The sequence below is a fragment of the Stenotrophomonas sp. YIM B13575 genome (assembly GCF_042787595.1).
Taxonomy (GTDB): Bacteria; Pseudomonadota; Gammaproteobacteria; order Xanthomonadales; family Xanthomonadaceae; genus Stenotrophomonas; species Stenotrophomonas lactitubi_B.
This window is the reverse complement of record NZ_JBHZOP010000108.1, coordinates 1-21437: the sequence shown is the minus strand read 5'-3', so window position 1 is coordinate 21437 and position 21437 is coordinate 1. Positions and strand designations below refer to the sequence as shown.

Sequence of the window (21437 nt, the reverse complement as noted above, 5' to 3'; positions counted from 1 at the left end):
GGTGTCGGGTTGCGGGGTGTCCGCGCCATGGATGGCGCGGCCAAGCCTACAAGGACGTACTTGCGGCGTCCCCGCAACCCGACACCACCCCGCCAACCCACGGATATCTCGCCTTTGACGTTGACGTTGCCGGCCAGCGGCCGGCACTACCACCGCGGGTGCAGGGCCGCAGGCCCTGCAGGACATCCTCAGCTGCGCATGCCCACGCCACGCTTCAGCAGCCACAGCGCCAGCGCCGTCAGCACCACCACGAAACCGATCATCAGCGCATACGCCACCACCACCGGCACATCGCTGCTGCCCAGCAGGCCATAGCGGAACGCGTTGACCATGTAGAAGATCGGGTTCGCGTGCGTGGCCGCCTCCGCCCATGGCGGCAGCAGCTTCACCGAATAGAACACGCCGCCCAGGTAGGTCAGCGGGGTCAGGATGAAGGTCGGCACGATTGCCACGTCATCGAACTTCTTCGCATAGACCGCGTTGATGAAGCCGGCCAGCGAGAAGATCGTCGCGCCCAGGATCACCGTGGTCAGCGTCACCAGCGGATGCGGGATGCGCACCGGGGTGAAGAACATCGCGATGATCAGCACGATCACGCCGACCATCAGGCCGCGCAGCACCGCACCGGCCACGTAGCCCCACAGGATCACCCAGTTCGGCATCGGGCTGACCAGCAGCTCTTCCACGTGGCGGCCGAACTTGGCGCCGAAGAACGACGAACTGATGTTGCCGTAGCTGTTCTGGATCACGCTCATCATCACCAGGCCCGGCACGATGAACTGCATGTAGGTGTAGCCGCCCATGTCGCCCACGCGCGAACCGATCAGGCCGCCGAAGATCAGGAAGTACAGGGTCATGGTGATCGCCGGCGGCACCAGGGTCTGGCCCCAGATGCGCATGATGCGGGCGACTTCGCGGCGCACGATGGTCATCAGTGCGATGCGGTTGCGCTGCCCGTCGGTCAGGACCGGGGTCGGGGTGCTGCTCATGCGGACGTCTCCTGGTTGCCGGTGAGGCGCACGAACAGTTCCTCCAGGCGGTTGCTCTTGGTACGCATCGAACGCACGCGGATGCCCGCTGCGTTCAGTGCCTCGAACACGCGGTTCAGATCCATCGCGCGCGGCATGTCGATATCCAGCGTATGGCCGTCGGTGGCGATCAGGGTCGCACCCTCGATCACTGGCAGCTGGGCGGGCAGGGCGCCGTCGATGTCCAGCAGGAAGCCTTCCACATCAAGCTTGGCCAGCAGTTCGCGCATCGGGCCTTGGGTGACGATCTGGCCATGGTCGATGATGGCCAGGTTGCGGCACAGATGCTCGGCCTCTTCCAGGTAGTGGGTGGTCAGGATGATCGTGGTGCCGGCGGCGTTGATCTCCTTCAGCACCCGCCACATGTCGCGGCGGATCTCGATGTCAACGCCGGCGGTCGGTTCGTCCAGGATCAGCAGGCGCGGCCGGGTCATCATCGCGCGGGCGATCATCAGCCGGCGCTTCATGCCACCGGACAGGGTGCGGCTCATCACCTGCGCCTTCTCCCACAGGTGGGCGCGTTTGAGCTCCACTTCGGCCATCTGCTCGGCTTCCGCGCGCGGCACGCCGTAGAAACCGGCGTAGTTCACCAGGATGTCGAAGGGCTTTTCGAACAGGTTGAAGTTGATCTCCTGCGGCACCAGCCCGATCAGGCGCATGGTGGCGCTGCGGTTGCGCACCAGGTCGCTGCCGAACACCTCCACCTGGCCCTCGCTGAGATTGACCAGGGAGCTGATGATGCCGATCAGGGTGGACTTGCCGGCGCCGTTCGGGCCCAGCAGGGCGAAGAAGTCGCCGGGGGCCACTTCCAGCGAGACCCCTTTCAGGGCCTGGGTGCCGTTGTCATAGGTTTTACGCAGGTCGCGCACGCGCAGGGCGGGCGCCGTATCGTTCAGGGAAGCCAAGCTCGAAGCCTTCGCGCCCATGGGCTGGCGCTGGAGAGGGGCGGGGAAGGTCTATTATAGAAGACCCCGAGGGCTTGCCCCGGCTACACACTGTCCCGAAAAGTCGTGCCTGTCCAATTCCCCATCAAACTGGTCGACCGCCGCATGCTGGCGCCCTCCATCGGCCATTACCAGTTCGTGCGTGACGACGGCCAGCCGCTGGATTTCCAGCCCGGCCAGTTCATCCAGGTCCATTTCAGCTACGCCGATGGCACCGAAACCAAGCGCAGCTATTCGCTGGCGACCATCCACGACCACGCGCTGGGCCCGGGCGAGGCGGTGGATATCGCGGTCAGCTTCGTCCCCGGCGGCGCCGCCACGGCCCTGTTCGAGGCGCTGGACATCGGCGGCCAGGTCAGCGCGTCCGGCCCCTACGGTCGGTTCTGCCTGAACCCCGGCGACCACAACGGCCGCTACCTGCTGATTGCCACCGGTACCGGCGTCACCCCGTACCGCTCGATGCTGCCATTGCTGGCAACGGCGATGGCCGAGCGCGGGGTGCAGGTGGTCCTGCTGCAGGGTGCACGCAGCCCGGGCGAGCTGCTGTACAGCGAAGACTTCTACAGCTTCGCCGAAAAGCACCCGAACTTCCGTTATGTGCCGTGCCTGTCGCGGGAACTGCCAGCCGAGCCGCACCCGGACGTGCACCATGGCTACGTGCAGCAGGCGCTGGCGGAGTTCACGCCGGACCCGGCCACCGACATCGCCTACCTGTGCGGCAACCCGGACATGGTCGACGCCTGTGCAGAAGCGCTGAAGGCGGCGGGCCTGGGCAATCCGCAGATCCGCCGCGAGAAGTACGTCAGCAGCAAATAGGCCCAGGTAGTGCCGGCCGCTGGCCGGCAACCTCATGGACGCACGAAGCCCTCACCGGAGGCGGCATCACGCCGCCCCCGGACCATGCCTCAGTACGGCACCCAGGCATCGCGCCAGGCCGAACCCACGCCCGGGCGGTACGCCTCGGCATTGACGTTGCACCACGCGCCTTCCGGGAACGGGCGGCAGGCATAGAGCTTGCCGTCGCTGCCCTTCACCACGGTCTGCCCGGGCACGTAGCTGCCGATGCCGGCCGGATAGATGAAATCGAAGTCGCCCGGCGGCTGCACCGGATCAGGCACCTTCGTATCCAGCTGGAACCGGTGGCCCTGCGCCAGATAGACGCGGTTCGCCGTTGCCGAAGCAATCGGCGTGATCACACCATTCTCCAGCACGCCGATACGGGCATGCCGCGCACCTGCATTGACCGCACGGGCCAACGTCAGCGGCCACTGCGTTGGCAGCGTCTGGCCAGTGGTCAGCGTGGTGTCGATGCGTTCCAGATCATTGCCGTTCGCGTTGAACACGCGCAGGGTGAGGGTCGTACCCGCGTCCAGGGCTCCGCGCGCGGTGACAGGGCCGGCATCGTGCCATTGCGGCGGCGGCGTCACACCACCGCCCCCCTCGAAACGCACGTCCATGCAGGTGTAGAACGCCTCGGCCGAATCCGAGCGCTGCCAGGTGTTGTAGATCAGATGCTGGCCGGTGCGCTGGGGCAACGGGCAGTCCAGCTTGTAGACACCACCTTCCGACAGCGGCACGTTGCCGAGGACGCAGAACTCCTGCAGATCCGACCAGCCCACGGGCGTACCTGGCTGCCATCCTTCGCGCGTCACATAGAACTTCCAGTCACGGGTGGCATGCGGGGCGGAGGCAAGGAATTCAAAGGTGTAGCGGCCGTTTCCATCGGCACGGATCGGCGTGGTCGACCAGTCGGACCGATCCAGATCCAGGCCGCGGTACTTGCTGTTGCCACCGCTGCACAACTGCCCGTCCGGCACCACGGCCTGGTGGTTGCCGTTGGCGCTGGCTTGGTTGACGCCGGCCCAGTCATAGAACGGCTGTGCGCCACCGATCGCCTTTGCGGCGGCACAGGCGGGATTGGTCGGGTTCTCCGGATTGCCCTGGAAGCAGGCATAGACCCGGCTGCTGGGTTTGGACATGGTGCCGTGTGCCAGCGCACCGGCAGAGACGCCCAGGCCGGCGATGGCAGTCATCGCGAGAGCGAGTCGATTGAGCGGTTGCATGGTGGGGATCCTGTGAACGGTGGAAGGACCAGCGAGTCTCCACACGATGCACAGCGCCATCCATTCAACGATTCCGAAAAGCCGCAGGCTGCGACGCAATGTGCATTGCCAGCGCGAACGGGTTAACACTTGATGCCGTTCCGGCGGATCTGCATCTGCCCGATTGCAGAAGCGGGGCGGCACGAGGGCGCCGCTCCCGCTCCATCACTCAGTCAGTACGGCACCCAGGCATCGCGCCAGGCCGCGCCCACGCCCGGCCGGTACGCCTCGGCATTGACGTTGCACCACGCGCCTTCCGGGAACGGGCGGCAGGCGTAGAGCTTGCCGTCGCTGCTCTTCACTACGGTCTGCCCGGGCACGTAGCTGCCGATGCCGGCCGGATACACATGGTCGAAGTCTCCGCCGGGTGAGGGCGTGCCCGGGTCCGGCACCTTCGTGTCCAGCTGGAAGCGGTTGCCGTCCTTCAGATACACGCGGTTGTCGGTGGCCGAGGCGGTCGGCGTGATCGCGCCGTTGCTGAGCACACCCACGCGCGCGTGCTGGGCGCTGGCATTGACCTTGCGGGCCAGCGCCAGCGGCCACTGTGCCGGCGTGGTCTGGCCTGCGGCCAGCGTGGCTTCCACACGTTCCACGTCGTTGCCGTTGGCATTGAACACACGCAAGGCCAACGTGGTGCCCACCGGCAGCTCGGTACGCGCGGTGACCGGCCCGGCATCCTGCCACTGCGGCACCGGCGTGGTACCACCGCCGCCTTCAAAGCGCACATCCATGCAGGTGTAGAACGCTTCGGTCGAATCCGAGCGCTGCCAGGTGTTGTAGATCACATGCTGGCCGCTGCGCTGCGGCAGCGTGCACTGCAGCTTGTAGGTGCCATCGGCCGACAGCGGCGTATTGCCCAGCGAGCAGAACTCCTGCAGGTCGGCCCAGCGCAGCGGGCTGCCGGGCTGCCAGCCGGCGCGGGTGACGAAGAACTTCCAGTCGCGCGTGGCATGCGGGGCGGTGGCTTTGAACACGAAGGTGAACTTGCCGTTCGCATCCGGCTGGATCGGCGTGGTCTGCCAGTCGCTGCGATCCAGGTCCAGGCCGCGGAAAGTCGGATTGTTGCCGCTGCACAGCTTGCCGTCGGGCACCACGGCCTGGTGGTTGCCGTTGGCGTTGGCTTGGTTGATGCCGTTCCAGTCGTAGAACGCCTGCGAGCCGGCCACTGCTTTGGCGGCCGCGCAGGCCGGGTTGGTGGGGTTTTCCGGGTTGCCCTGGAAGCAGGCATAAACGCGGCTGACCGGGGTGATCATCGTGCCGTGTGCGGCCGCGTTGCCGGCAACGCCAACACCGGCGCCAACGAAGACGGTAGCCAGCAGCAAGGGGGGGTATCGCAGAGACATGGCGCATCCTTGTGATCGTCGAAGGGAGCGGTGACCGCAGCACCCGCGCTGTGCTACGCGACGGACAATGAGCGGTACCGCCGCGAGTATCGAGCGGCAACGCACAGCGGGAAACCACGTCAACACCGATCCGTGACTACGTGTGTGAAGCCCTTCCCGCAGGCTTCACGCCACACTGAACGAATGCGTTGGCGGTCACGCCTGCAGCGCGGCAACGATCACGTTCGCGCACGGTCATGCCCGGTGATTGCCTGCCCGATCCACCCGGCACGAAAAGCACCCATGCCCTGCGTTGTGCAGGTGCACGAAGGCCACCGTCGTATCGGCAAACAACCGGTCCAGCTGCGCAGCAACCTCGGTGCCTTGGCAGACCAGGCCGCTCAGCATGAAGTCCGCGCTGTCATAGGCACGCACTGAAATCAGCCGACGGTGCACGTAGGCAGGTACCACGCCTGCCGGCAGCACGCAGCGGGTGGCACCGCGCTGCACGAAGATCGGGCCCGACGCGCGGTAAGGCGAACGTGTGTCCAGGTGTGTGTAAGGCAGCAGAAGCAGTTCGGCACCCGCAGGCGCGTCGGTCAGGCTGACCCTGCAGGGGTAGCCACCGCTGTCGCCGGCGCGCCGCCGCACGATTCCCCGTGCAGCCAACGCATCGTCGCTGGATTCGAAAAGCGCTTCGAACGGCTGGTGGTCTATGCCACTGAGTTGCCACGAATGCATGGAGTCTCTCCCGGTTTTCCGCGCATTCTGTCGGCGCTACGAACTGCGTGCTCGCCATTTTCCGCCACCGGATTCGATCGCCCGCCTGGCCCTGCCCAGGTGCGACGGTCCGTGCGGCCGCCACAAGGCGCTAAGATGCGCGCGCCGCCCTTCATGCAGCGCCGCATGTCCCTGGATTTCCCCACCGTCGCCGTGCTTGGCTTCCTGCTCTGCGTGGGCATCGCGCTGGGGTTCTCGTTGCTGCTGGTGGTGCTGCGCGGGCAACCGGTGCTGCGGCTATGGACGCTCAGCCTGTGGGCCCTGACCCTGGGGGTGACCCTGCTGGCGCTGCGTCCCTACCTGCCGCAGGTGCCGGCGATTCTGGCCGGCAACGCGGCGATGGCCGCCTGCGCGGTGCTGCTGCTGCGTGGCATGGCCCTGCATCTGGGCCAACCCCTGCCGGTATGGCGACCGCTGTTGCTGGTGGCCGCGTTCATGGCCGGCATCTTCCTGTTCCTGGTGCCGTGGCCGAACCTGGTCGTGCGCCTGCATGTGTTCAGTGTGTTCGCTGCGCTCATCGATGGCTGGATCGCCTGGCTGCTGCTGCGCCACGCCCCGCCACAGCAACGCACCAGCTGCAGGCTGGCTGCGGCGGTATTCCTCGCCGAGGGCCTGCTGTACGTGGTGCGCCTGTTCCTGCCGGTGGCGGCCGGCGCCGGCGAGGACATCATGCGCACCGGCACGCCGATGTTCGTGACCTACCTGGCCGGGGTGATGCTGGAGCTGGCCCGTTGCTTCGCACTGGTGCTGCTGCTGGTCGAACGTATGCTGGTGGAACTGCGCCGGGCGGCACGGATCGATGGTCTTACCGGCCTGCTCAATCGCAGCGCGGTGCTGGCGGATGGGCAGCTGCAGCTGGAACAGGGACGCCGGCACGGTGCGTCGTTGGCGGTGCTGCTGCTGGATGTGGATCATTTCAAACAGGTCAACGATCGTTGGGGCCATCTGGCGGGTGACCAGGTGCTGCAGCATTTCACCGGGGTGCTGCAGCGCTGCGCGATCGGCCGCGTGCATCTGCTCAGCCGCTACGGGGGCGAGGAGTTCCTGCTGCTGCTGCCTGGCAGCAGCGGCCATGAGGCGACGGCGCTGGCCGACGCGATCCGCCACGGGCTGCAGCAGCGTCCGGCCCTGCTCGACACCGGTCCGGTGGCGGTGACCGCCAGCATCGGCCTGGTGCTTGACGACGGCCGGACCGATCTTTCCGGCCTGATCGCGTTGGCCGACAGCGCCCTGTACCGGGCCAAGGCCGAGGGCCGCAACCGCCTGGTGGCGGTGCCGACGCCGGCCTAGGACATCCACCTGTCGCCGCCAGCGCCCGGCGCGTGTAAGTTGGGTCACATCTGTTTGGTCACATCTGCCGCGGCACACCGTCGTGGTGGACAGGAACATTCCCAGGGGAATCACGCACGATGCAACGACACCATTTCGCGCGGGCCGGGTTGCTGGCCAGCATGCTGATTGCCGGCTGCAGCGCACCGCCGCAGGCAGGCACCGACGGCGCGGGCGATACGCCCAGCCGCCGCTACGGCCAGATCGATTTCCGTCCCTGCACGCTGGCCACTGAAGGCGCCAGCGACAACGTCGAGGCGCAGTGCGCCACGTTCCAGGTGCCGGAAGACCGGAGCAAGCCCGACGGCCGCAGGATCGACCTGCGCATTGCCTGGCTGGAGTCGGGCAACAGTGGTTCGGGTCTGCCAGACCCGGTGTTCTTCCTTGCCGGCGGCCCCGGCCAGGCGGCCAGCGAGGTCGCCGTCATCGTCGATACGGCACTGCGCCAGGTGCGCAAGCAGCGCGACATCTTCCTGATTGACCAGCGCGGCACCGGCGGCTCCAACCCGCTCAGCTGCCTGGGCGCGGATGGCAAGGAGCTGCCGATGGATGAAGAGGCTGCGCCCAGCGAAGCGCTGCTGCGCGAGTACGCCGAACGCTGCGCTGCGTCGCTGAAGGGCCGTGCCGACCCGCGCTTCTATACCACTGCCGAGGCCATCGCCGATCTGGACGCGGTTCGCCAGGCGCTGGGCGCCGATACGCTCAACCTGGTCGGCGGCTCGTACGGCACCCGCGTTGCCCAGCGCTATGCGGCGGCCTACCCGCAACACACCCGCAGCATCGTCATCGACGGCGTGGTGCCGAACGATCTGGTGGTAGGGGGTGAGTTCGCCAATACCTTCGACAACGCCATCACCCTGCAGTCGGCGCAGTGTCGCAAGGATGCTGCCTGCAGCAAGCGCTTCCCGGTCGATACCCGGGCACAACTGCGCAGCGTTGCGGACACCCTGCGCCGCACGCCGGTAACCGTCGAGTATCGCGATCCGGGTACGAATGCACCGCGCAAGGATGTGTTGACCCCGGACAGCGTGGTCGGCCTGGCGTTTGCCTTCTCCTACGTGCCGCAGTATTCCTCGCTGCTGCCACTGGTGCTGGACGAGGCCACGCAGGGGCGCTACGCGCCACTGGCCTCGCTGGTACGCGGTGCGACCCGCAGCATGGACTTCCAGATCAACCGCGGCATGCAGTGGTCGGTGATCTGCAGCGAAGATGCACCGCGCTACCAGGCGCCGGCGGAAAGCGGAGGCGCGCTGTTCGGACCGGAAGCGGCGCGTGCGTTCTTCGCCGCCTGCCCGGTGTGGCCGCATCAGCCGGCGGCTGCGGTAGCGCCGCTGCGCAGCGATCTGCCGGTGCTGCTGCTGTCCGGCGAGCTGGACCCGGTGACGCCGCCGCGTTACGCCGAACAGGTGCTCAAGGGGCTGCCGAAGGGACGTGCGCTGGTCGCCCGCGGGCAAGGCCACGGCACCCTGACCGCCGGTTGCATGCCGCGCCTGCTCGGCCAGTTCATCGACACCACCGATGCCAAGGCGCTGGATGCCAGCTGCCTGGACACGCTGAGCTACGTGCCGGCGTTCACCTCGTTCAACGGATGGGCCCCATGATCGTCGCCGACAACCTGCACAAGGCCTTCAACACCCGCACCGGCCGTATCCAGGCGGTGGCCGATGTCGGCTTCCGCGCCGAGGATGGCCGCATCACCGGCCTGCTCGGGCCGAACGGCGCCGGCAAGACCACCACCATGCGCATGCTGTACACGCTGATGACGCCGGATGAAGGCAGCATCACCGTCGATGGCATCGACGCCGCCCGCGATCCGGTGGAAGTACGTCGTCATCTCGGCGTACTGCCCGACGCGCGTGGCGTCTACAAGCGACTGACCGCGCGCGAGAACATCGCTTACTTCGGCGAGCTGCATGGCCTGTCCGCGTCGCGCATCCGCGAACGCATCGAAGTGCTGTCGCATGCGCTGGACATGGGCGACATCCTCGACCGCCAGACCGATGGCTTCTCGCAGGGCCAGCGAACCAAGACCGCCATTGCCCGCGCGCTGGTGCACGATCCGCGCAACGTGATCCTCGACGAACCCACCAACGGCCTGGACGTGATGACCACCCGCGCACTTCGCCGCTTCCTGCTGGGCCTGCGCGAGGAAGGGCGCTGCGTGATCCTGTCCAGCCACATCATGCAGGAGGTCGGTGCGCTGTGTGACCACATCGTGATCATCGCCAAGGGAACGGTGATGGCCGCCGGCAGTGCCGATGAACTGCGTGCGCAGTCCGGCGAACCCAACCTGGAAGATGCGTTCGTGAAACTGATCGGCAGCGAAGAGGGCCTGCACGCATGAGCATGATGTCGACCATGATGACGGTGATGCGCAAGGAACTGCGCGACCTCTCGCGTGACCGCCGCACCCTGATGCTGACCCTGCTGTTTGGTCCCTTGCTGTACCCGCTGCTGATCCTGGGCATGGGCAAGCTGGCCGAAAGCCGTGTGCGCATCCAGATTGAACAGCCACTGCAGATCCCGACCATCGGTGCCGAGAATGCGCCGAACCTGGTGCGTTTCCTGGCCGCGCAGGGGCTGAACACCGCGCCGGCGCCGAAGGATCTGGCCGAGGCGATCCGCTCGCAGGAGATCGACGTCGCGCTGCGCATCAGCCCCGATTTCGGCAAGGACTGGGCCGACGGCAAGCCCGCGCTGGTGGAAGTGATCCGTGACAGTACCCGGCGCGCCGCCGAGGTGCCCAGCGCCCGCCTGCAGGCGGCCCTGGCGACCTACAACGGCCAGGTCGGTGCACTGCGGCTGATGGCACGTGGCGTCGACGCACAGGTGGCGCGGCCGCTGGAGGTGGCTACCCAGGACATGGCCAGCGCCGAGGCCAAGCGCGGCATGATGCTGTCGATGCTGCTGCCGGTGCTGCTGACGCTGACCTCGTTCATTGGTGGCGCCTATCTGGTGATGGATGCCACCGCTGGTGAGCGCGAGCGGCAATCGCTGGAGCCGCTGCTGGCGACCCCGGGTTCGCGCAGCGCCATCGTCAGCGGCAAGATCGCCGCCGCCTGCGTGGTCGGCTTCGCCTCGTTGCTGCTGACCTTGATCGCGTTCAAGGCCAGTGCGCAGATCGCGCCCGGCAATGTCGGCCGGCAGCTCAACATGAACATCGGCTCGATGTTGCAGATGCTGCTGGTGATGGTGCCGATGCTGCTGATCGGCACCTCGCTGCTGACCTTCCTCTCGGCCGCGGCCAAGAGCATGAAGGAAGCGCAGAGCCACATGACCTGGCTGGTGCTGCTGCCGATGCTGCCCGGCTACGCGTTGATGGCCTACCCGGTGAAGAGCGAGCTGTGGCAGTACGCAGTGCCGTTCCTGTCGCAGAACCAGATGCTGTTGAAGGTGATCCGCCACGAGGCGATCAGCCCGACCATCTGGGCGGTCTACCTCGGCGCAAGCCTGGGTCTGGCCGCAGTGCTGTGGTTTGCTGCTGTGCGTCGTTACCACAACGAACGCCTGGCGATTTCCGGCTGAGCGTAACCGGTAGCGCCGGGCCATGCCCGGCGGATGCAGAACGAGGCTCGGTCATCCCCGGGCCTTGTTCATGTCAGCGCAGTGAGGCGTTTCCGTCTCCATACCGTGCCGGCGTCACTCCCATTTCGCGCTTGAACACGGCGATGAAAGAGCTGGGCATGTCGTAGCCCAATGACAGTGCGACGGTGGTGACCGGCTCACCGGCCAGCAATCGCGGCAGCGCCAGCAGCACGCGCAGGCGCTGCCGCCAGTGGGTCAGGGTCATGTTGGTCTCGGCCTGCCAGCGGCGGGCGAGGCTGCGACTGGACAGGCCGCTCGCTGCGGCCCAGTCCTCGACGCTGCGGGTGTCATGCGGCGCGCGCGCCAGGGCCGAGGCGATGCGACGCAGGCGGCGGTCGCTGGGTTGCTGCAGGGCCAGCGGCAAAGGCGTGCCGGCGGCGATCTCATCGATGATCACACCGGCCAGGCGCTGCTGCACCGCATCCAACGCCTGCCCGGACCACCGCAGTGCCCGCGGCACTGCCACCTGCAGCAGGTCGCTGGGCTGGAAGATGCGTGGTGTGGTGGGCAAGCCTGCGCAGGCTTCCCTGCTGAAGTACAGGCTCCAGCCATCGAAGCTGCCGATGCTGGAAAGCGCATGCGGGTGCTGCGGCGGAAGCCATGCCACGTGTCCGGCCGGAAGCAGCCAGTGGATGTCGCCCGCCTCGATCCGCAGCAGGCCCGTGTGGGCGCCCAGCATTTGCCCGCGCGCGTGCTGGTGGCGGGCGGTGCGGCGGGAACCCGGCATCGCCAACTGCGTGCCGAGCAGGGCCGGCCCTCTGCTGGCATCGGCCAGTGCAGGATCGATCAACGGCGTCTGGGGTGTCTGCTTTGCCATATCCATTGGCAGTTATACGGCAGAACAGTCGGCGGCGAGCGTTGAAACTGGTCGTCCATTCCCCAGGAGCACGCCATGCAACCGCAGGACATCCTTCCCGATCACCAGAACGACGTGCAGGTGAACGGCCTTACCGTGCGCAAGGGCAGCGTCGGCGCCTTTCTCGCCAGCGTCCGCGACTGGCAGGACCCGGCCGGTGATGCCGCCACCCGTGTCGCCGCCGAAGCAGATCTGCGCAGTCTGCTGCCCGGACTGCACGCACTGGGCCTGTTCCAGGTGCTGGCCGCACGTGATCCGGCGCTGCAACGGTTGATCGACGGCGCAGCCTGAAACGTACAAGGCCCGGACATGCCGGGCCTTGCTCCAGAACCACCGGGCGCGGCCCGGCGCTACCGCTTTGGGCATCAGCCGCCCGGTGCGAACACCAGCGTGCGGCGGGTGGTGACCGGGGCATTGACCGGCTCGAAACGCCAGCGCTTGACCGCGTTGAGGGCTTCGCGATCGAAAACGCGCGAGGGCGTCGCGCGCAGCACGCGCGCGTTGGTCACCGAGCCGTCGGTGCCGACGGTGATTTCCACCAGCACTTCGCCGGAGGTACCCGAACGCAGCGCTTCGGCCGGGTAACGCGGTGCCGGCGTGCTGACCGGGCGCAGGCTTGGCGCAGCGGCGGTCGCGGCCTGGCGGGCGGCGTTGGCCTGCTGGGCAGCGGCCTGCTGCTGCTTCTGCTCGGCATCACGGCGCGCGGCGGCCTGGCGCTCGGCTTCCTGGCGCTCGCTGTCACGACGGGCAACATCCTGCTGCGCGGCAATCTGCTTGGCCGCCTCGGCTTCCTTGGCGCGCTGTTCGCTCAGGCGCTGCTGCTCGGCCAGCTGCTTGGTGCGGTCTTCAGCGTCCTTCTTGACCTTCTCGGTCTCGTCTTCGGTGCGCTTGGCCGCGATCTGTACGCCCTTGCTCAGGCCTTCCTTCAGGCGCGGCAGGGCCGGGGCCGAGGCGTCGACCTTTTCGATCAGGGCAACCAGCCGCTGCGCTTCGGTGAAGTCCTCGCGGCCCAGGTGCTGCTCGGCGGCGATCAGGGTGTAGGGCAGCAGGTCGGTCAGCGCGCTCTTCACCGAGGCATCGTCCGGGGTCTTGTCGCGCAGCGCGAGATAGTACTCGATGGCGTTGTCGCCGGCCGGGGCGTACATGCGGTTCTCGCGCAGTGCCTGGCTGGCCGATTCGCGCAGCTGCTCGGTGCCCATCGACTGCACCTTGGCAGCCACCGCCGGTGCGGCTGGCGCTGCAGCGGTGGGGGCGGCGGCACCCTGCGCGGCCGGGGCCGGTGTTTCTTCCTTGCCCGAGCAGGCAGCCAGGGCCAAGGCCAGAGCGACCGGCAACCACCGGCGCGCGGCAGCGATCATTGCGACGTGCGACATCCTGCTCCCCTCTAAGAAGACGACGTTACGAAAAACGTAGATACGCATGGCCGGAACGGAAGATCCGGGCGTGGCGGGGGACGTTTCCCAGCGTCACCGTCGCCTGCAGCGAGGGTGCAATCTAGCATCCCGGCCACCCTTGCGTACAAGGGCCGGGAGCGGCGCCGGCAGCGGCAGTCGTGCCGCCGCCGGCGATGGCGTCAGTGCGCGGCAGCCTTGCTGTGGCTGTTGGACATCAGCTTGTCGGTCCAGGCGATGCCGATCGCCGACAGGATGAACACGCAGTGGATGATGGTCTGCCACAGCACACCATCGGGGGTCAGGGTCGTGCAGGTATCGGGGCCGGCGTTGTAGAAGCTGGCCGATGCCGACGAAGCCGCTGCCGCCCATTGTTCCGGCTTGCACAGCGGCAGGCCGTTCAGCGGGCTGGCTGCAATGAACGTCTTCAACAGGTGGATCGAGGAGATGCCGATGATCGCCATGGCCAGCTTTACCTTCAGCACGCTGGCGTTGACGTGGCTCAGCCACTCCGGCTGGTCCGGGTGGCCTTCCAGGCGCAGGCGCGAGACGAAGGTTTCATAGCCGCCGACGATCACCATCACCAGCAGGTTGGAGATCATCACCACATCGATCAGGCCCAGCACGATCAGCATGATCTGCTGCTCGCCCATCGACACCGAGTGCGAGATCAGGTGCCACAGTTCCTTGCCGAACAGGAACACATAAACGCACTGGGCAACGATCAAACCCAGGTACAGCGGCAGCTGCAGCCAGCGCGAGGCGAAGATCAAGGTGGACAACGGGGAGAGCGGCGGGCGGTTTGCACTCATGCGGGGGATGCTGCGTTTCGGGGAAGAGGCGAGGTTACCGGCCCGCCATGACGGTGCCAAGCCAACGCACGCACTAGACTTCAGGTTCCTTTCCGTACCCCAGAGCCGCCGCCATGATCGACCTGTATTACTGGCCTACCCCGAACGGCCACAAAGTGACCCTGCTGCTGGAAGAAGCCGGCCTGGAGTACCGCATCCACCCGGTCAACATCGGCTCGGGCGACCAGTTCAAGCCGGAATTCCTGGCCATTTCCCCCAACAACAAGATGCCGGCCATCGTCGACCACGCCCCGGCCGACGGCGGCGCCCCGCAGAGCGTGTTCGAGTCCGGCGCGATCCTGCTGTACCTGGCCGAGAAGACCGGCCGCTTCCTGCCGGCCGACCCGCGTGGCCGCGTCACCACCCTGGAATGGCTGTTCTGGCAGATGGCCGGGCTGGGCCCGATGAGCGGGCAGATGGGCCACTTCAACGTGTACGCGCCGGAGAAGATCCCGTACGCGATCGAGCGCTACGACAATGAAGTGCGCCGCCTGCACGGGGTGATGGACAAGCGCCTGGCCGAGCACGCCTTCCTGGCCGGCGAGGACTACACCATCGCCGACATGGCCAGCTACCCGTGGGTTGGCGCCTACGACAAGCTGCCGGCGGACTTCGACGCCTTCCCCCACCTCAAGCGCTGGCATCAGGCCATCGCCGCCCGTCCCGCCACCCAGCGCGCCTATGCGCTGCGCACGCAGGTGAACCCGGACGCCGGCAAGCCGCTCAGCGACGAAGAGCGCAAGCACCTGTTCGGCAAGCGCTGACCCGGCACGGTGGGTGCCGACCGTTGGTCGGCACTCATTATGGGAAGACCTCATGGGCAGAAGGTCATGCTGTCTTCCCGCACCGGCTTGGTTAGGATGGAGGTTGACCGTCCCGCGCCTGCCGCGGTGACGGACCTGCCGTTTGCCGGGATCCTCCATGCGCCATCTGTTCGCCTCGCTCGCCCTCATGCTCGCCACCGCTACCGTCGCCCACGCTGAAAAACTCACTCTGGAAGCCATCACCGGCCCGCTGCCGTTGTCCGGCCCGACCCTGATGAAGCCGAAGGTGGCACCGGATGGCTCGCGCGTGACCTTCCTGCGCGGCAAGGACAGCGACCGCAACCAGCTGGACCTGTGGAGCTATGACATCGGCAGCGGCCAGACCCGCCTGCTGGTCGATTCCAAGGTGGTGCTGCCCGGTACCGAAACCCTCAGTGACGAAGAAAAGGCCCGTCGCGAGCGCCAGCGCATTGCCGCGATGACCGGCATCGTCGACTACCAGTGGTCGCCGGACGCGCAGCGCCTGCTGTTCCCGCTGGGCGGCGAGCTGTACCTGTACGACCTCAAGCAGGAAGGCAAGGCAGCGGTGCGCCAGCTGACCCACGGCGAAGGCTTTGCCACCGATGCCAAGCTGTCGCCCAAGGGCGGCTTCGTCAGCTTCATCCGCGGCCGCAACCTGTGGGTGATCGACCTGGCCAGTGGGAAGCAGATGCAGCTGACCGCTGATGGCAGCACGACGATTGGCAACGGTATCGCCGAATTCGTTGCCGACGAAGAAATGGATCGCCATACCGGTTACTGGTGGGCGCCGGACGATTCGGCCATCGCCTACGCCCGCATCGACGAAAGCCCGGTGCCGGTGCAGAAGCGCTACGAAGTCTATGCCGACCGCACCGATGTGATCGAACAGCGTTACCCGGCCGCGGGCGATGCCAACGTGCAGGTGAAGCTGGGTGTGATCTCGCCGGTGGAACAGGCGCAGACGCAGTGGATAGACCTCGGCAAGGAGCAGGACATCTACCTGGCCCGCGTCGACTGGCGCGATCCGCAGCACCTGAGTTTCCAGCGCCAGTCGCGCGACCAGAAGAAGCTGGACCTGGTGGAAGTCACCCTGGCCTCGAACCAGCAGCGCGTGCTGGCCCACGAAACCAGCCCGACCTGGGTGCCGCTGCACAACAGCCTGCGTTTCCTCGATGACGGCAGCGTGCTGTGGTCGTCCGAGCGCACCGGTTTCCAGCATCTGTATCGTATCGACAGCAAGGGCAAGGCCACTGCGCTGACCCACGGCAACTGGTCGGTCGATGAACTGCTGGCGGTCGATGAAAAGGCCGGCCTGGCATACTTCCGTGCCGGCATCGAATCGGCGCGCGAAAGCCAGATCTACGCCGTCCCCCTGCAGGGCGGCCAGCCGCAGCGCCTGTCGAAGGCGCCGGGCATGCACAGCGCCAGCTTCGCGCGCAACGCCAGCGTGTACGTGGACAGCTGGTCCAACAACAGCACCCCGCCGCAGATCGAGCTGTTCCGTGCCAATGGCGAGAAGATCGCCACCCTGGTCGAGAACGATCTGGCCGATCCCAAGCATCCCTACGCGCGCTACCGCGAGGCGCAGCGCCCGGTCGAATTCGGCACGCTCACCGCTGCCGACGGCAAGACCCCGCTGAACTACAGCGTGATCAAGCCGGCCGGCTTCGATCCGGCCAAGCGCTACCCGGTGGCGGTGTACGTGTATGGCGGCCCGGCCAGCCAGACCGTCACCGACAGCTGGCCCGGCCGTGGCGACCATCTGTTCAACCAGTATCTGGCCCAGCAGGGCTATGTGGTGTTCTCGCTGGACAACCGCGGCACCCCGCGCCGTGGCCGTGACTTCGGTGGCGCGCTGTATGGCAAGCAGGGCACGGTGGAAGTGGCCGACCAGCTGCGCGGCGTGGCGTGGTTGAAGCAGCAGCCGTGGGTGGACCCGGCGCGCATCGGCGTGCAGGGCTGGTCCAACGGCGGCTACATGACCCTGATGCTGCTGGCCAAGGCGTCGGACAGCTACGCCTGCGGTGTGGCCGGCGCGCCGGTCACCGATTGGGGCCTGTACGACAGCCACTACACCGAGCGCTACATGGACCTGCCGGCGCGCAACGATGCCGGCTACCGCGAAGCACGCGTGCTGACCCACATCGAGGGCCTGCGCTCGCCGCTGCTGCTGATCCACGGCATGGCCGACGACAACGTGCTGTTCACCAATTCGACCAGCCTGATGAGCGCGCTGCAGAAGCGTGGCCAGCCGTTTGAACTGATGACCTATCCGGGTGCCAAGCATGGCCTGTCCGGTGCCGACGCACTGCATCGCTACCGCGTTGCCGAAGCCTTCCTGGGACGTTGCCTGAAGCCTTGATCATCACCCGGGAAGGAGCCCGCCCATGACCCTGCCGCCGCCGATTCCTGCTCCCTCCAACCTGGCCTCCGGCTGGTGGTGCCGGCATTGGCGCTGGGCGATGCCGCTGGCGGTGCTGCTGTTCCTGGCCGCCCTCGGTGGTGCCATCGCCTGGAGCGTGCTGCGCTGGACCGAGGCCGCGCATGACAGTGCGCCGATGCGCGAGGCGATGCGACGGGCCGGCTGCAGCGTCGAACTGGTGCAGGTGTTCGGCGAGCCGCTGCAGGCCGGCACGCTGCCGCTGGGCAGCATGCAGACCGCCATCAACGGCGAGCGCGATGTCGGCCTGACCGTGGCACTGGAAGGACCGCATGCGCACGGCCGCCTGTTCGTGAAGGGCACCCGCAGCGACGACGTCTGGGATTACCCGGTGATGTACGTGCTGGCCGAAGACAAGCAGACCTTCGACCTGAGCGCGCTGGATGATGCCGAAGCGGCTGGCGAATGCGAACTGCAGGAATGCCGCGCGCGTGGGGAATGTGCGCTGACGGCCGCGCTGTGACTGTACGACCGAGCGCGGAATCAGAGACTGTCGCGATCCGCCACAGTTGAATTCACTCTTCCCGATCAAGCCTCGGCTCGGCTCAGCACCTCTCGTGGGAGTCTGCTCAGTCACGTCATTGCATGGCGCTGATCAGCTGGATCGTCATCGGTGTCGCCATGAATTTTCGCCGCTTTGATAGGGTGGATTGATAGTGCGAGCGACGTCCCGGAACGCTGAGGCACACTCATTCCAATCATTGATCCGTTGCAGCGTTTGTTCGGCTGCAGCATTTCACTTGATCCTGGAAGGAACGTGCAATGCGAACGTATGCAATCAGGAGCGCGGTGGCACTGACGGTCTTCGCGCTGCTTTCGGTCGGTCCGACCAAGGCGGCCGAGCCATTCGTGGAGGCGCTCCCAGACGCAGTGCTGGCTGAAGCCGAGCAGGGGTTGCGCAGAGGAGGCGACGACGTGGAGTGGGTGCGCCGGGTTCGCGTGAATGAGGCCGCCCTGGCTGCTGATGAGATCACCGTCGATCTCCACGACAGGGTTCTTCACCTTGTCCGCGATCCTTCCGAACCCCTGTTCGAGAGCGTCCAGAGTGTGATCTACCGGCCTGCGGGTGACGTAGGTGCCCAACGAGAGGTGCGCTCGATCTCAGGCCTGCAGTGGGTGGGTAAGGTGAAGTCCGTAGCGCTGGATGCTGAAAGGAAGCTTGAGCAGCGCACTTACGTGAGAATCTGGTCGGACGCTTCAGGAACACATGCGAGATTCGCCCTTGGGTTCTGGCATTACACGCTGGACGGTGATCGACTGGTAAAGCGCGATGTGCGCCGCGCTCTACGAGACGAGCGTGACGATGTGAGGGACCGGCGACCAGATCGGCCCGCTCCAGACCTTCCTACAGGAATTGCCGCCGGCGGGAGCGGCGAAGGTCGCGATGTGATTCGGGTTGCGTACGGCTTTGCGGCAGGCGCGCTGGTGGATGGGCTGGATCCGGCAATCGAGCAGGTCAGGGCTGCAGTGATCGAGGCCAATGCCGGATTTGCAGCAAGCGGTATTGAATTGGAGTTGCAGACGGCGGCCAACGCGCTTCCGGGATACCGCGAAACCACGCTTGATCAGACTCTCGACGACATCGCAAAGGGTAGGCGCGGACCACTCTGGCTGCTGCACGTGGCGCGCGAGGGCGAGCGAGCCGACGTGATGGTGATGATCATCGATACACATTCGGGCGCTCCCGCATGCGGATTGGCTCAGCAGGTATTGGCGACCCGGGAAACGGCCTTTCTCGCTGTTGAGCGCAGATGCCTGGCCCAGCACACCCTTGCGCATGAGATCGGCCATTTGCTGGGAGCAGATCATGATCCCGAGAACGTGACACTTGATCCGCCCAGATTCGCATTCGGGCATGGCTATCAGTTCAACGCGGAAGACGCGCCTGGTTGGCGTACCGTCATGGCCTTGGAATGCAGTGACCGGACCTGCCCGCGGGTGAACATCTGGTCATCCCCGCTCATCCAGCACGGAGGCGTGCCAACGGGATCGGTTGATCTTCATGACAACGCAAGAGTCCTGCGCGAGACGAAAGGCGTCGTTGCCGGCTTCTACCCGGATCCGCCAGCGCAGAACCCCGATGCCTCATATCCGCACCCGTGACCTCCGGGCGATTGTCGCCACCGCCATGAGCGCGTAGGGTGCGGGCAACCCTGTCCTGGAGTGCTCCATGAAGCCGATCGCGCTTGCCATCGCCCTGGCCCTGACCGCCGCCCCGCTGCTGTCGGCCCCACCGGCCCTGGCCGCACCGGCCGCCAAGGCCTCTACGCCGGCCAGCCCGGCCTGGGTCGCGCGCAGCAACGCGCTGGCGCAGATCCTGCTGGACGCCCAGGGCCCGTTCCAGCCCGAGGAAACCGGCTTCTTCGGCGTGCCCGGCTACGACGACAAGGTCGCCGACCTCGGCCCGGACAACGACCAGCGCTACCGCGCCGCGATGGCCAAGGCCCGCGACGAACTGAAGGCCAAACTGGCCACTGAGAAGGATCCCAACGTCCGCCAGGACCTGGAGATCATGATCGCCGCCGCCAACCAGAACATCGAAGGCAGCGAGCTCAACCAGAAGTACCTGCTGCCGTGGCGTGATGCGCCGCAGAGCGTGTTCAGCGGCCTCAACCTGCTGCTGTCCGACCAGGTGCCGGCCGAGCGCCGGGCCAAGGCGGTCGATCGCCTCAAGGCGTACGCGGGCCTGCAGCCGGGCGGCACCGCGTTCACCACGCTGGCCCGTCAGCGCTACGAAGAGCGGTTGAAGGACAGCACGCTGCTGCAGCCGACGAAGATCGAAGTGCAGCAGTCGCTGGACAACGTCGAGACCTACATCACCGGTATCGAGTCGCTGCTGAAGAAGTACCAGGTTGCTGGTGCCGACGAGGCGATGAAGGCGCTCGCCGCACAGATGAAGGAGTACGCCGCATGGACCCGCAAGGAGGTGCTGCCGAAGGCGCGTGCCGATGCGCGCCTGCCGGCCCCGCTGTACGCCTATCAGCTCAAGCAGGTCGGCATTGATATCGACCCGAAGCTGCTGATGCAGCGCGCGCAGCTGGAGTTCATGGAAACGCGCTCGGCGATGCGCCAGCTGGCGCCGCTTGTCGCGAAAGAGAAGGGCCTGAAGGTCAGTGACCCCAGCGACCCGGTGGCGGTGATCCGCGCGCTGAAGGGCGAGAAGATCGCCGATGACCAGCTGGAAGGCCACTACCGCAAGGTGATCGATGCCATCGATCCGTTGATCCGCGAGCACCGCATCGTCGATGTGCCGCAGCGCGCAATGCAGATGCGCCTGGGCTCGGCCGCCGAAAGCGCTGCCAGCCCGGCACCGCACTTCCTGCCCGCGCCGCTGGTCAACAACACCGGGCAGCAGGGCACCTTCGTGCTGCCGCTGGGCAACCCGGCGGCCGGTGCGGGCGCGCAGTACGACGACTTCAACTTCGGGTCGGCGGCCTGGACGCTGAGCGCGCATGAAGGCCGCCCGGGCCACGAACTGCAGTTCACCGCGATGGTCGAGCGCGGCGTGTCGCTGGCGCGCACGATGTTCGCGTTCAATTCGGTGAACGTGGAAGGCTGGGCGCTGTACGCCGAAGCGGAGATGGTGCCGTACGAGCCGCTGGACGGGCAGATGATCGCGCTGCAGTTCCGCCTGCTGCGTGCCGCCCGCGCCATGCTGGACCCGATGCTCAACCTTGGCCTGACCGACCGTGCCAACGGCGAGCGCGTGCTGATCGAGCAGGTGGGCCTGTCCAAGGCGATGGCTACCCAGGAACTGGACCGCTACATGGTGCGCATGCCGGGCCAGGCGGGCAGCTACTTCTACGGCTACACCCGCATCCTCGAACTGCGCATGCAGACCGAGCTGGCACTGGGCGCGAAGTTCGACCGCCTGGCGTTCAACAACTTCCTGCTCGACCAGGGCCTGTTGCCGCCGGACCAGCTGGCTGAAGCGGTGAACCAGGTGTTCGTGCCGAAGTACCGGTAGCGCCGGGCCACGCCCGGCCAGCGCAGCGGAAGGGAAGAGACGCCGGGCATGGCCCGG

The 21437-nt window shown here is 66.7% G+C and carries 19 protein-coding genes; 11 read left to right on the top strand and 8 right to left on the bottom strand.

Annotated elements, in window-relative coordinates; all coding sequences use genetic code 11:
- Positions 1–188 precede the first annotated feature (188 nt).
- Together ACFX4F_RS16510 and ACFX4F_RS16505 are read right to left on the bottom strand one after the other, a co-directional pair.
- On the bottom strand, positions 189–989 hold the full coding sequence (locus tag ACFX4F_RS16510) for an ABC transporter permease (RefSeq protein WP_099819852.1): 801 nt from the start codon (positions 987–989) through the stop codon (positions 189–191).
- Positions 986–1954 carry an ABC transporter ATP-binding protein gene (locus tag ACFX4F_RS16505; RefSeq protein WP_165787261.1) on the bottom strand — a complete coding sequence of 323 codons (969 nt, stop codon included), beginning with the start codon at positions 1952–1954 and terminating at the stop codon, positions 986–988. The genes ACFX4F_RS16510 and ACFX4F_RS16505 overlap by 4 nt, the downstream gene beginning before the upstream one ends.
- Before the next feature lie 84 nt (positions 1955–2038).
- Here ACFX4F_RS16505 and ACFX4F_RS16500 point away from each other — a divergent pair, with 84 nt between their 5' ends.
- Complete coding sequence (locus ACFX4F_RS16500; protein ID WP_089237690.1) at positions 2039–2788, top strand: ferredoxin--NADP reductase; 750 nt, start codon at positions 2039–2041, stop codon at positions 2786–2788.
- 89 nt (positions 2789–2877) lie between these two features.
- On the opposite strand, the gene ACFX4F_RS16495 is transcribed toward ACFX4F_RS16500, so the two are convergent.
- From ACFX4F_RS16495 to ACFX4F_RS16485, 3 genes are all read right to left on the bottom strand, one after another.
- Positions 2878–4035, bottom strand: coding sequence for a lytic polysaccharide monooxygenase (locus ACFX4F_RS16495; protein ID WP_380657187.1), 1158 nt, complete (start codon positions 4033–4035; stop codon positions 2878–2880).
- A gap of 212 nt (positions 4036–4247) precedes the next feature.
- Entirely contained in the window at positions 4248–5417 is a 1170-nt protein-coding gene (locus ACFX4F_RS16490; RefSeq protein ID WP_380657185.1) for a lytic polysaccharide monooxygenase, read from the bottom strand.
- 234 nt (positions 5418–5651) lie between these two features.
- Entirely contained in the window at positions 5652–6137 is a 486-nt protein-coding gene (locus ACFX4F_RS16485) for a DUF1203 domain-containing protein (RefSeq protein ID WP_380657183.1), read from the bottom strand.
- Positions 6138–6302: 165 nt separating this feature from the next.
- Between ACFX4F_RS16485 and ACFX4F_RS16480 the strand changes: the two genes are divergently transcribed.
- The 4 genes from ACFX4F_RS16480 to ACFX4F_RS16465 all read left to right on the top strand — a co-directional run bounded on the left by ACFX4F_RS16480 (position 6303) and on the right by ACFX4F_RS16465 (position 11030).
- Positions 6303–7466, top strand: coding sequence for a GGDEF domain-containing protein (locus ACFX4F_RS16480; protein ID WP_380657181.1), 1164 nt, complete (start codon positions 6303–6305; stop codon positions 7464–7466).
- A gap of 119 nt (positions 7467–7585) precedes the next feature.
- Positions 7586–9106, top strand: coding sequence for an alpha/beta fold hydrolase (locus tag ACFX4F_RS16475; RefSeq protein WP_380657179.1), 1521 nt, complete (start codon positions 7586–7588; stop codon positions 9104–9106).
- Positions 9103–9849, top strand: coding sequence for an ATP-binding cassette domain-containing protein (locus ACFX4F_RS16470; RefSeq protein ID WP_099819845.1), 747 nt, complete (start codon positions 9103–9105; stop codon positions 9847–9849). Before ACFX4F_RS16475 ends, ACFX4F_RS16470 begins: the two co-directional genes overlap by 4 nt.
- The gene (locus tag ACFX4F_RS16465; protein WP_099819844.1) at positions 9846–11030 is read left to right on the top strand and encodes an ABC transporter permease; all 1185 of its coding nucleotides are present in this window, start codon (positions 9846–9848) and stop codon (positions 11028–11030) included. Before ACFX4F_RS16470 ends, ACFX4F_RS16465 begins: the two co-directional genes overlap by 4 nt.
- 73 nt (positions 11031–11103) lie before the next feature.
- Here ACFX4F_RS16465 and ACFX4F_RS16460 read toward each other — a convergent pair whose 3' ends face one another.
- The gene (locus tag ACFX4F_RS16460; RefSeq protein ID WP_380657176.1) at positions 11104–11907 is read right to left on the bottom strand and encodes an AraC family transcriptional regulator; all 804 of its coding nucleotides are present in this window, start codon (positions 11905–11907) and stop codon (positions 11104–11106) included.
- Positions 11908–11982: 75 nt separating this feature from the next.
- Between ACFX4F_RS16460 and ACFX4F_RS16455 the strand changes: the two genes are divergently transcribed.
- Positions 11983–12237 carry a hypothetical protein gene (locus tag ACFX4F_RS16455; protein WP_099819842.1) on the top strand — a complete coding sequence of 85 codons (255 nt, stop codon included), beginning with the start codon at positions 11983–11985 and terminating at the stop codon, positions 12235–12237.
- Positions 12238–12311: 74 nt separating this feature from the next.
- Here the strand turns inward: ACFX4F_RS16455 and ACFX4F_RS16450 are convergent, their stop codons facing one another.
- Both ACFX4F_RS16450 and ACFX4F_RS16445 read right to left on the bottom strand, forming a co-directional pair.
- Positions 12312–13319, bottom strand: coding sequence for an energy transducer TonB (locus ACFX4F_RS16450; RefSeq protein WP_380657174.1), 1008 nt, complete (start codon positions 13317–13319; stop codon positions 12312–12314).
- A 200-nt stretch (positions 13320–13519) separates the two neighbouring features.
- Positions 13520–14149, bottom strand: a complete 630-nt coding sequence (locus ACFX4F_RS16445; RefSeq protein ID WP_099819840.1) for a TIGR00645 family protein — start codon at positions 14147–14149, stop codon at positions 13520–13522.
- 113 nt (positions 14150–14262) lie between these two features.
- Here ACFX4F_RS16445 and ACFX4F_RS16440 point away from each other — a divergent pair, with 113 nt between their 5' ends.
- The 5 genes from ACFX4F_RS16440 (at position 14263) to ACFX4F_RS16420 (ending at position 21380) form a co-directional block, all read left to right on the top strand.
- Positions 14263–14952, top strand: a complete 690-nt coding sequence (locus tag ACFX4F_RS16440) for a glutathione binding-like protein (protein ID WP_251474249.1) — start codon at positions 14263–14265, stop codon at positions 14950–14952.
- Between the two features lie 157 nt (positions 14953–15109).
- On the top strand, positions 15110–17335 hold the full coding sequence (locus ACFX4F_RS16435) for a S9 family peptidase (protein WP_380657171.1): 2226 nt from the start codon (positions 15110–15112) through the stop codon (positions 17333–17335).
- A gap of 25 nt (positions 17336–17360) precedes the next feature.
- Positions 17361–17876 carry a cytochrome c oxidase assembly factor Coa1 family protein gene (locus tag ACFX4F_RS16430; protein WP_099819837.1) on the top strand — a complete coding sequence of 172 codons (516 nt, stop codon included), beginning with the start codon at positions 17361–17363 and terminating at the stop codon, positions 17874–17876.
- A gap of 326 nt (positions 17877–18202) precedes the next feature.
- Positions 18203–19516 (top strand): M12 family metallo-peptidase, encoded by a 1314-nt coding sequence (locus tag ACFX4F_RS16425; protein ID WP_380657169.1) that lies wholly within the window; start codon positions 18203–18205, stop codon positions 19514–19516.
- Positions 19517–19583: 67 nt separating this feature from the next.
- On the top strand, positions 19584–21380 hold the full coding sequence (locus tag ACFX4F_RS16420) for a DUF885 domain-containing protein (protein ID WP_380657167.1): 1797 nt from the start codon (positions 19584–19586) through the stop codon (positions 21378–21380).
- The last annotated feature ends 57 nt before the right edge of the window (positions 21381–21437 follow it).

Bases quoted from the DNA above. Each gene is read 5' to 3' on its own strand.
- ACFX4F_RS16510 (WP_099819852.1), bottom strand. From the start codon at position 989: ATGAGCAGCACCCCGACCCCGGTCCTGACCGACGGGCAGCGCAACCGC.
- ACFX4F_RS16505 (WP_165787261.1), bottom strand. From the start codon at position 1,954: ATGGGCGCGAAGGCTTCGAGCTTGGCTTCCCTGAACGATACGGCGCCC.
- ACFX4F_RS16495 (WP_380657187.1), bottom strand. From the start codon at position 4,035: ATGCAACCGCTCAATCGACTCGCTCTCGCGATGACTGCCATCGCCGGC.
- ACFX4F_RS16490 (WP_380657185.1), bottom strand. From the start codon at position 5,417: ATGTCTCTGCGATACCCCCCCTTGCTGCTGGCTACCGTCTTCGTTGGC.
- ACFX4F_RS16485 (WP_380657183.1), bottom strand. From the start codon at position 6,137: ATGCATTCGTGGCAACTCAGTGGCATAGACCACCAGCCGTTCGAAGCG.
- ACFX4F_RS16480 (WP_380657181.1), top strand. From the start codon at position 6,303: ATGTCCCTGGATTTCCCCACCGTCGCCGTGCTTGGCTTCCTGCTCTGC.
- ACFX4F_RS16475 (WP_380657179.1), top strand. From the start codon at position 7,586: ATGCAACGACACCATTTCGCGCGGGCCGGGTTGCTGGCCAGCATGCTG.
- ACFX4F_RS16470 (WP_099819845.1), top strand. From the start codon at position 9,103: ATGATCGTCGCCGACAACCTGCACAAGGCCTTCAACACCCGCACCGGC.
- ACFX4F_RS16465 (WP_099819844.1), top strand. From the start codon at position 9,846: ATGAGCATGATGTCGACCATGATGACGGTGATGCGCAAGGAACTGCGC.
- ACFX4F_RS16460 (WP_380657176.1), bottom strand. From the start codon at position 11,907: ATGGCAAAGCAGACACCCCAGACGCCGTTGATCGATCCTGCACTGGCC.
- ACFX4F_RS16455 (WP_099819842.1), top strand. From the start codon at position 11,983: ATGCAACCGCAGGACATCCTTCCCGATCACCAGAACGACGTGCAGGTG.
- ACFX4F_RS16450 (WP_380657174.1), bottom strand. From the start codon at position 13,319: ATGTCGCACGTCGCAATGATCGCTGCCGCGCGCCGGTGGTTGCCGGTC.
- ACFX4F_RS16445 (WP_099819840.1), bottom strand. From the start codon at position 14,149: ATGAGTGCAAACCGCCCGCCGCTCTCCCCGTTGTCCACCTTGATCTTC.
- ACFX4F_RS16440 (WP_251474249.1), top strand. From the start codon at position 14,263: ATGATCGACCTGTATTACTGGCCTACCCCGAACGGCCACAAAGTGACC.
- ACFX4F_RS16435 (WP_380657171.1), top strand. From the start codon at position 15,110: ATGCGCCATCTGTTCGCCTCGCTCGCCCTCATGCTCGCCACCGCTACC.
- ACFX4F_RS16430 (WP_099819837.1), top strand. From the start codon at position 17,361: ATGACCCTGCCGCCGCCGATTCCTGCTCCCTCCAACCTGGCCTCCGGC.
- ACFX4F_RS16420 (WP_380657167.1), top strand. From the start codon at position 19,584: ATGAAGCCGATCGCGCTTGCCATCGCCCTGGCCCTGACCGCCGCCCCG.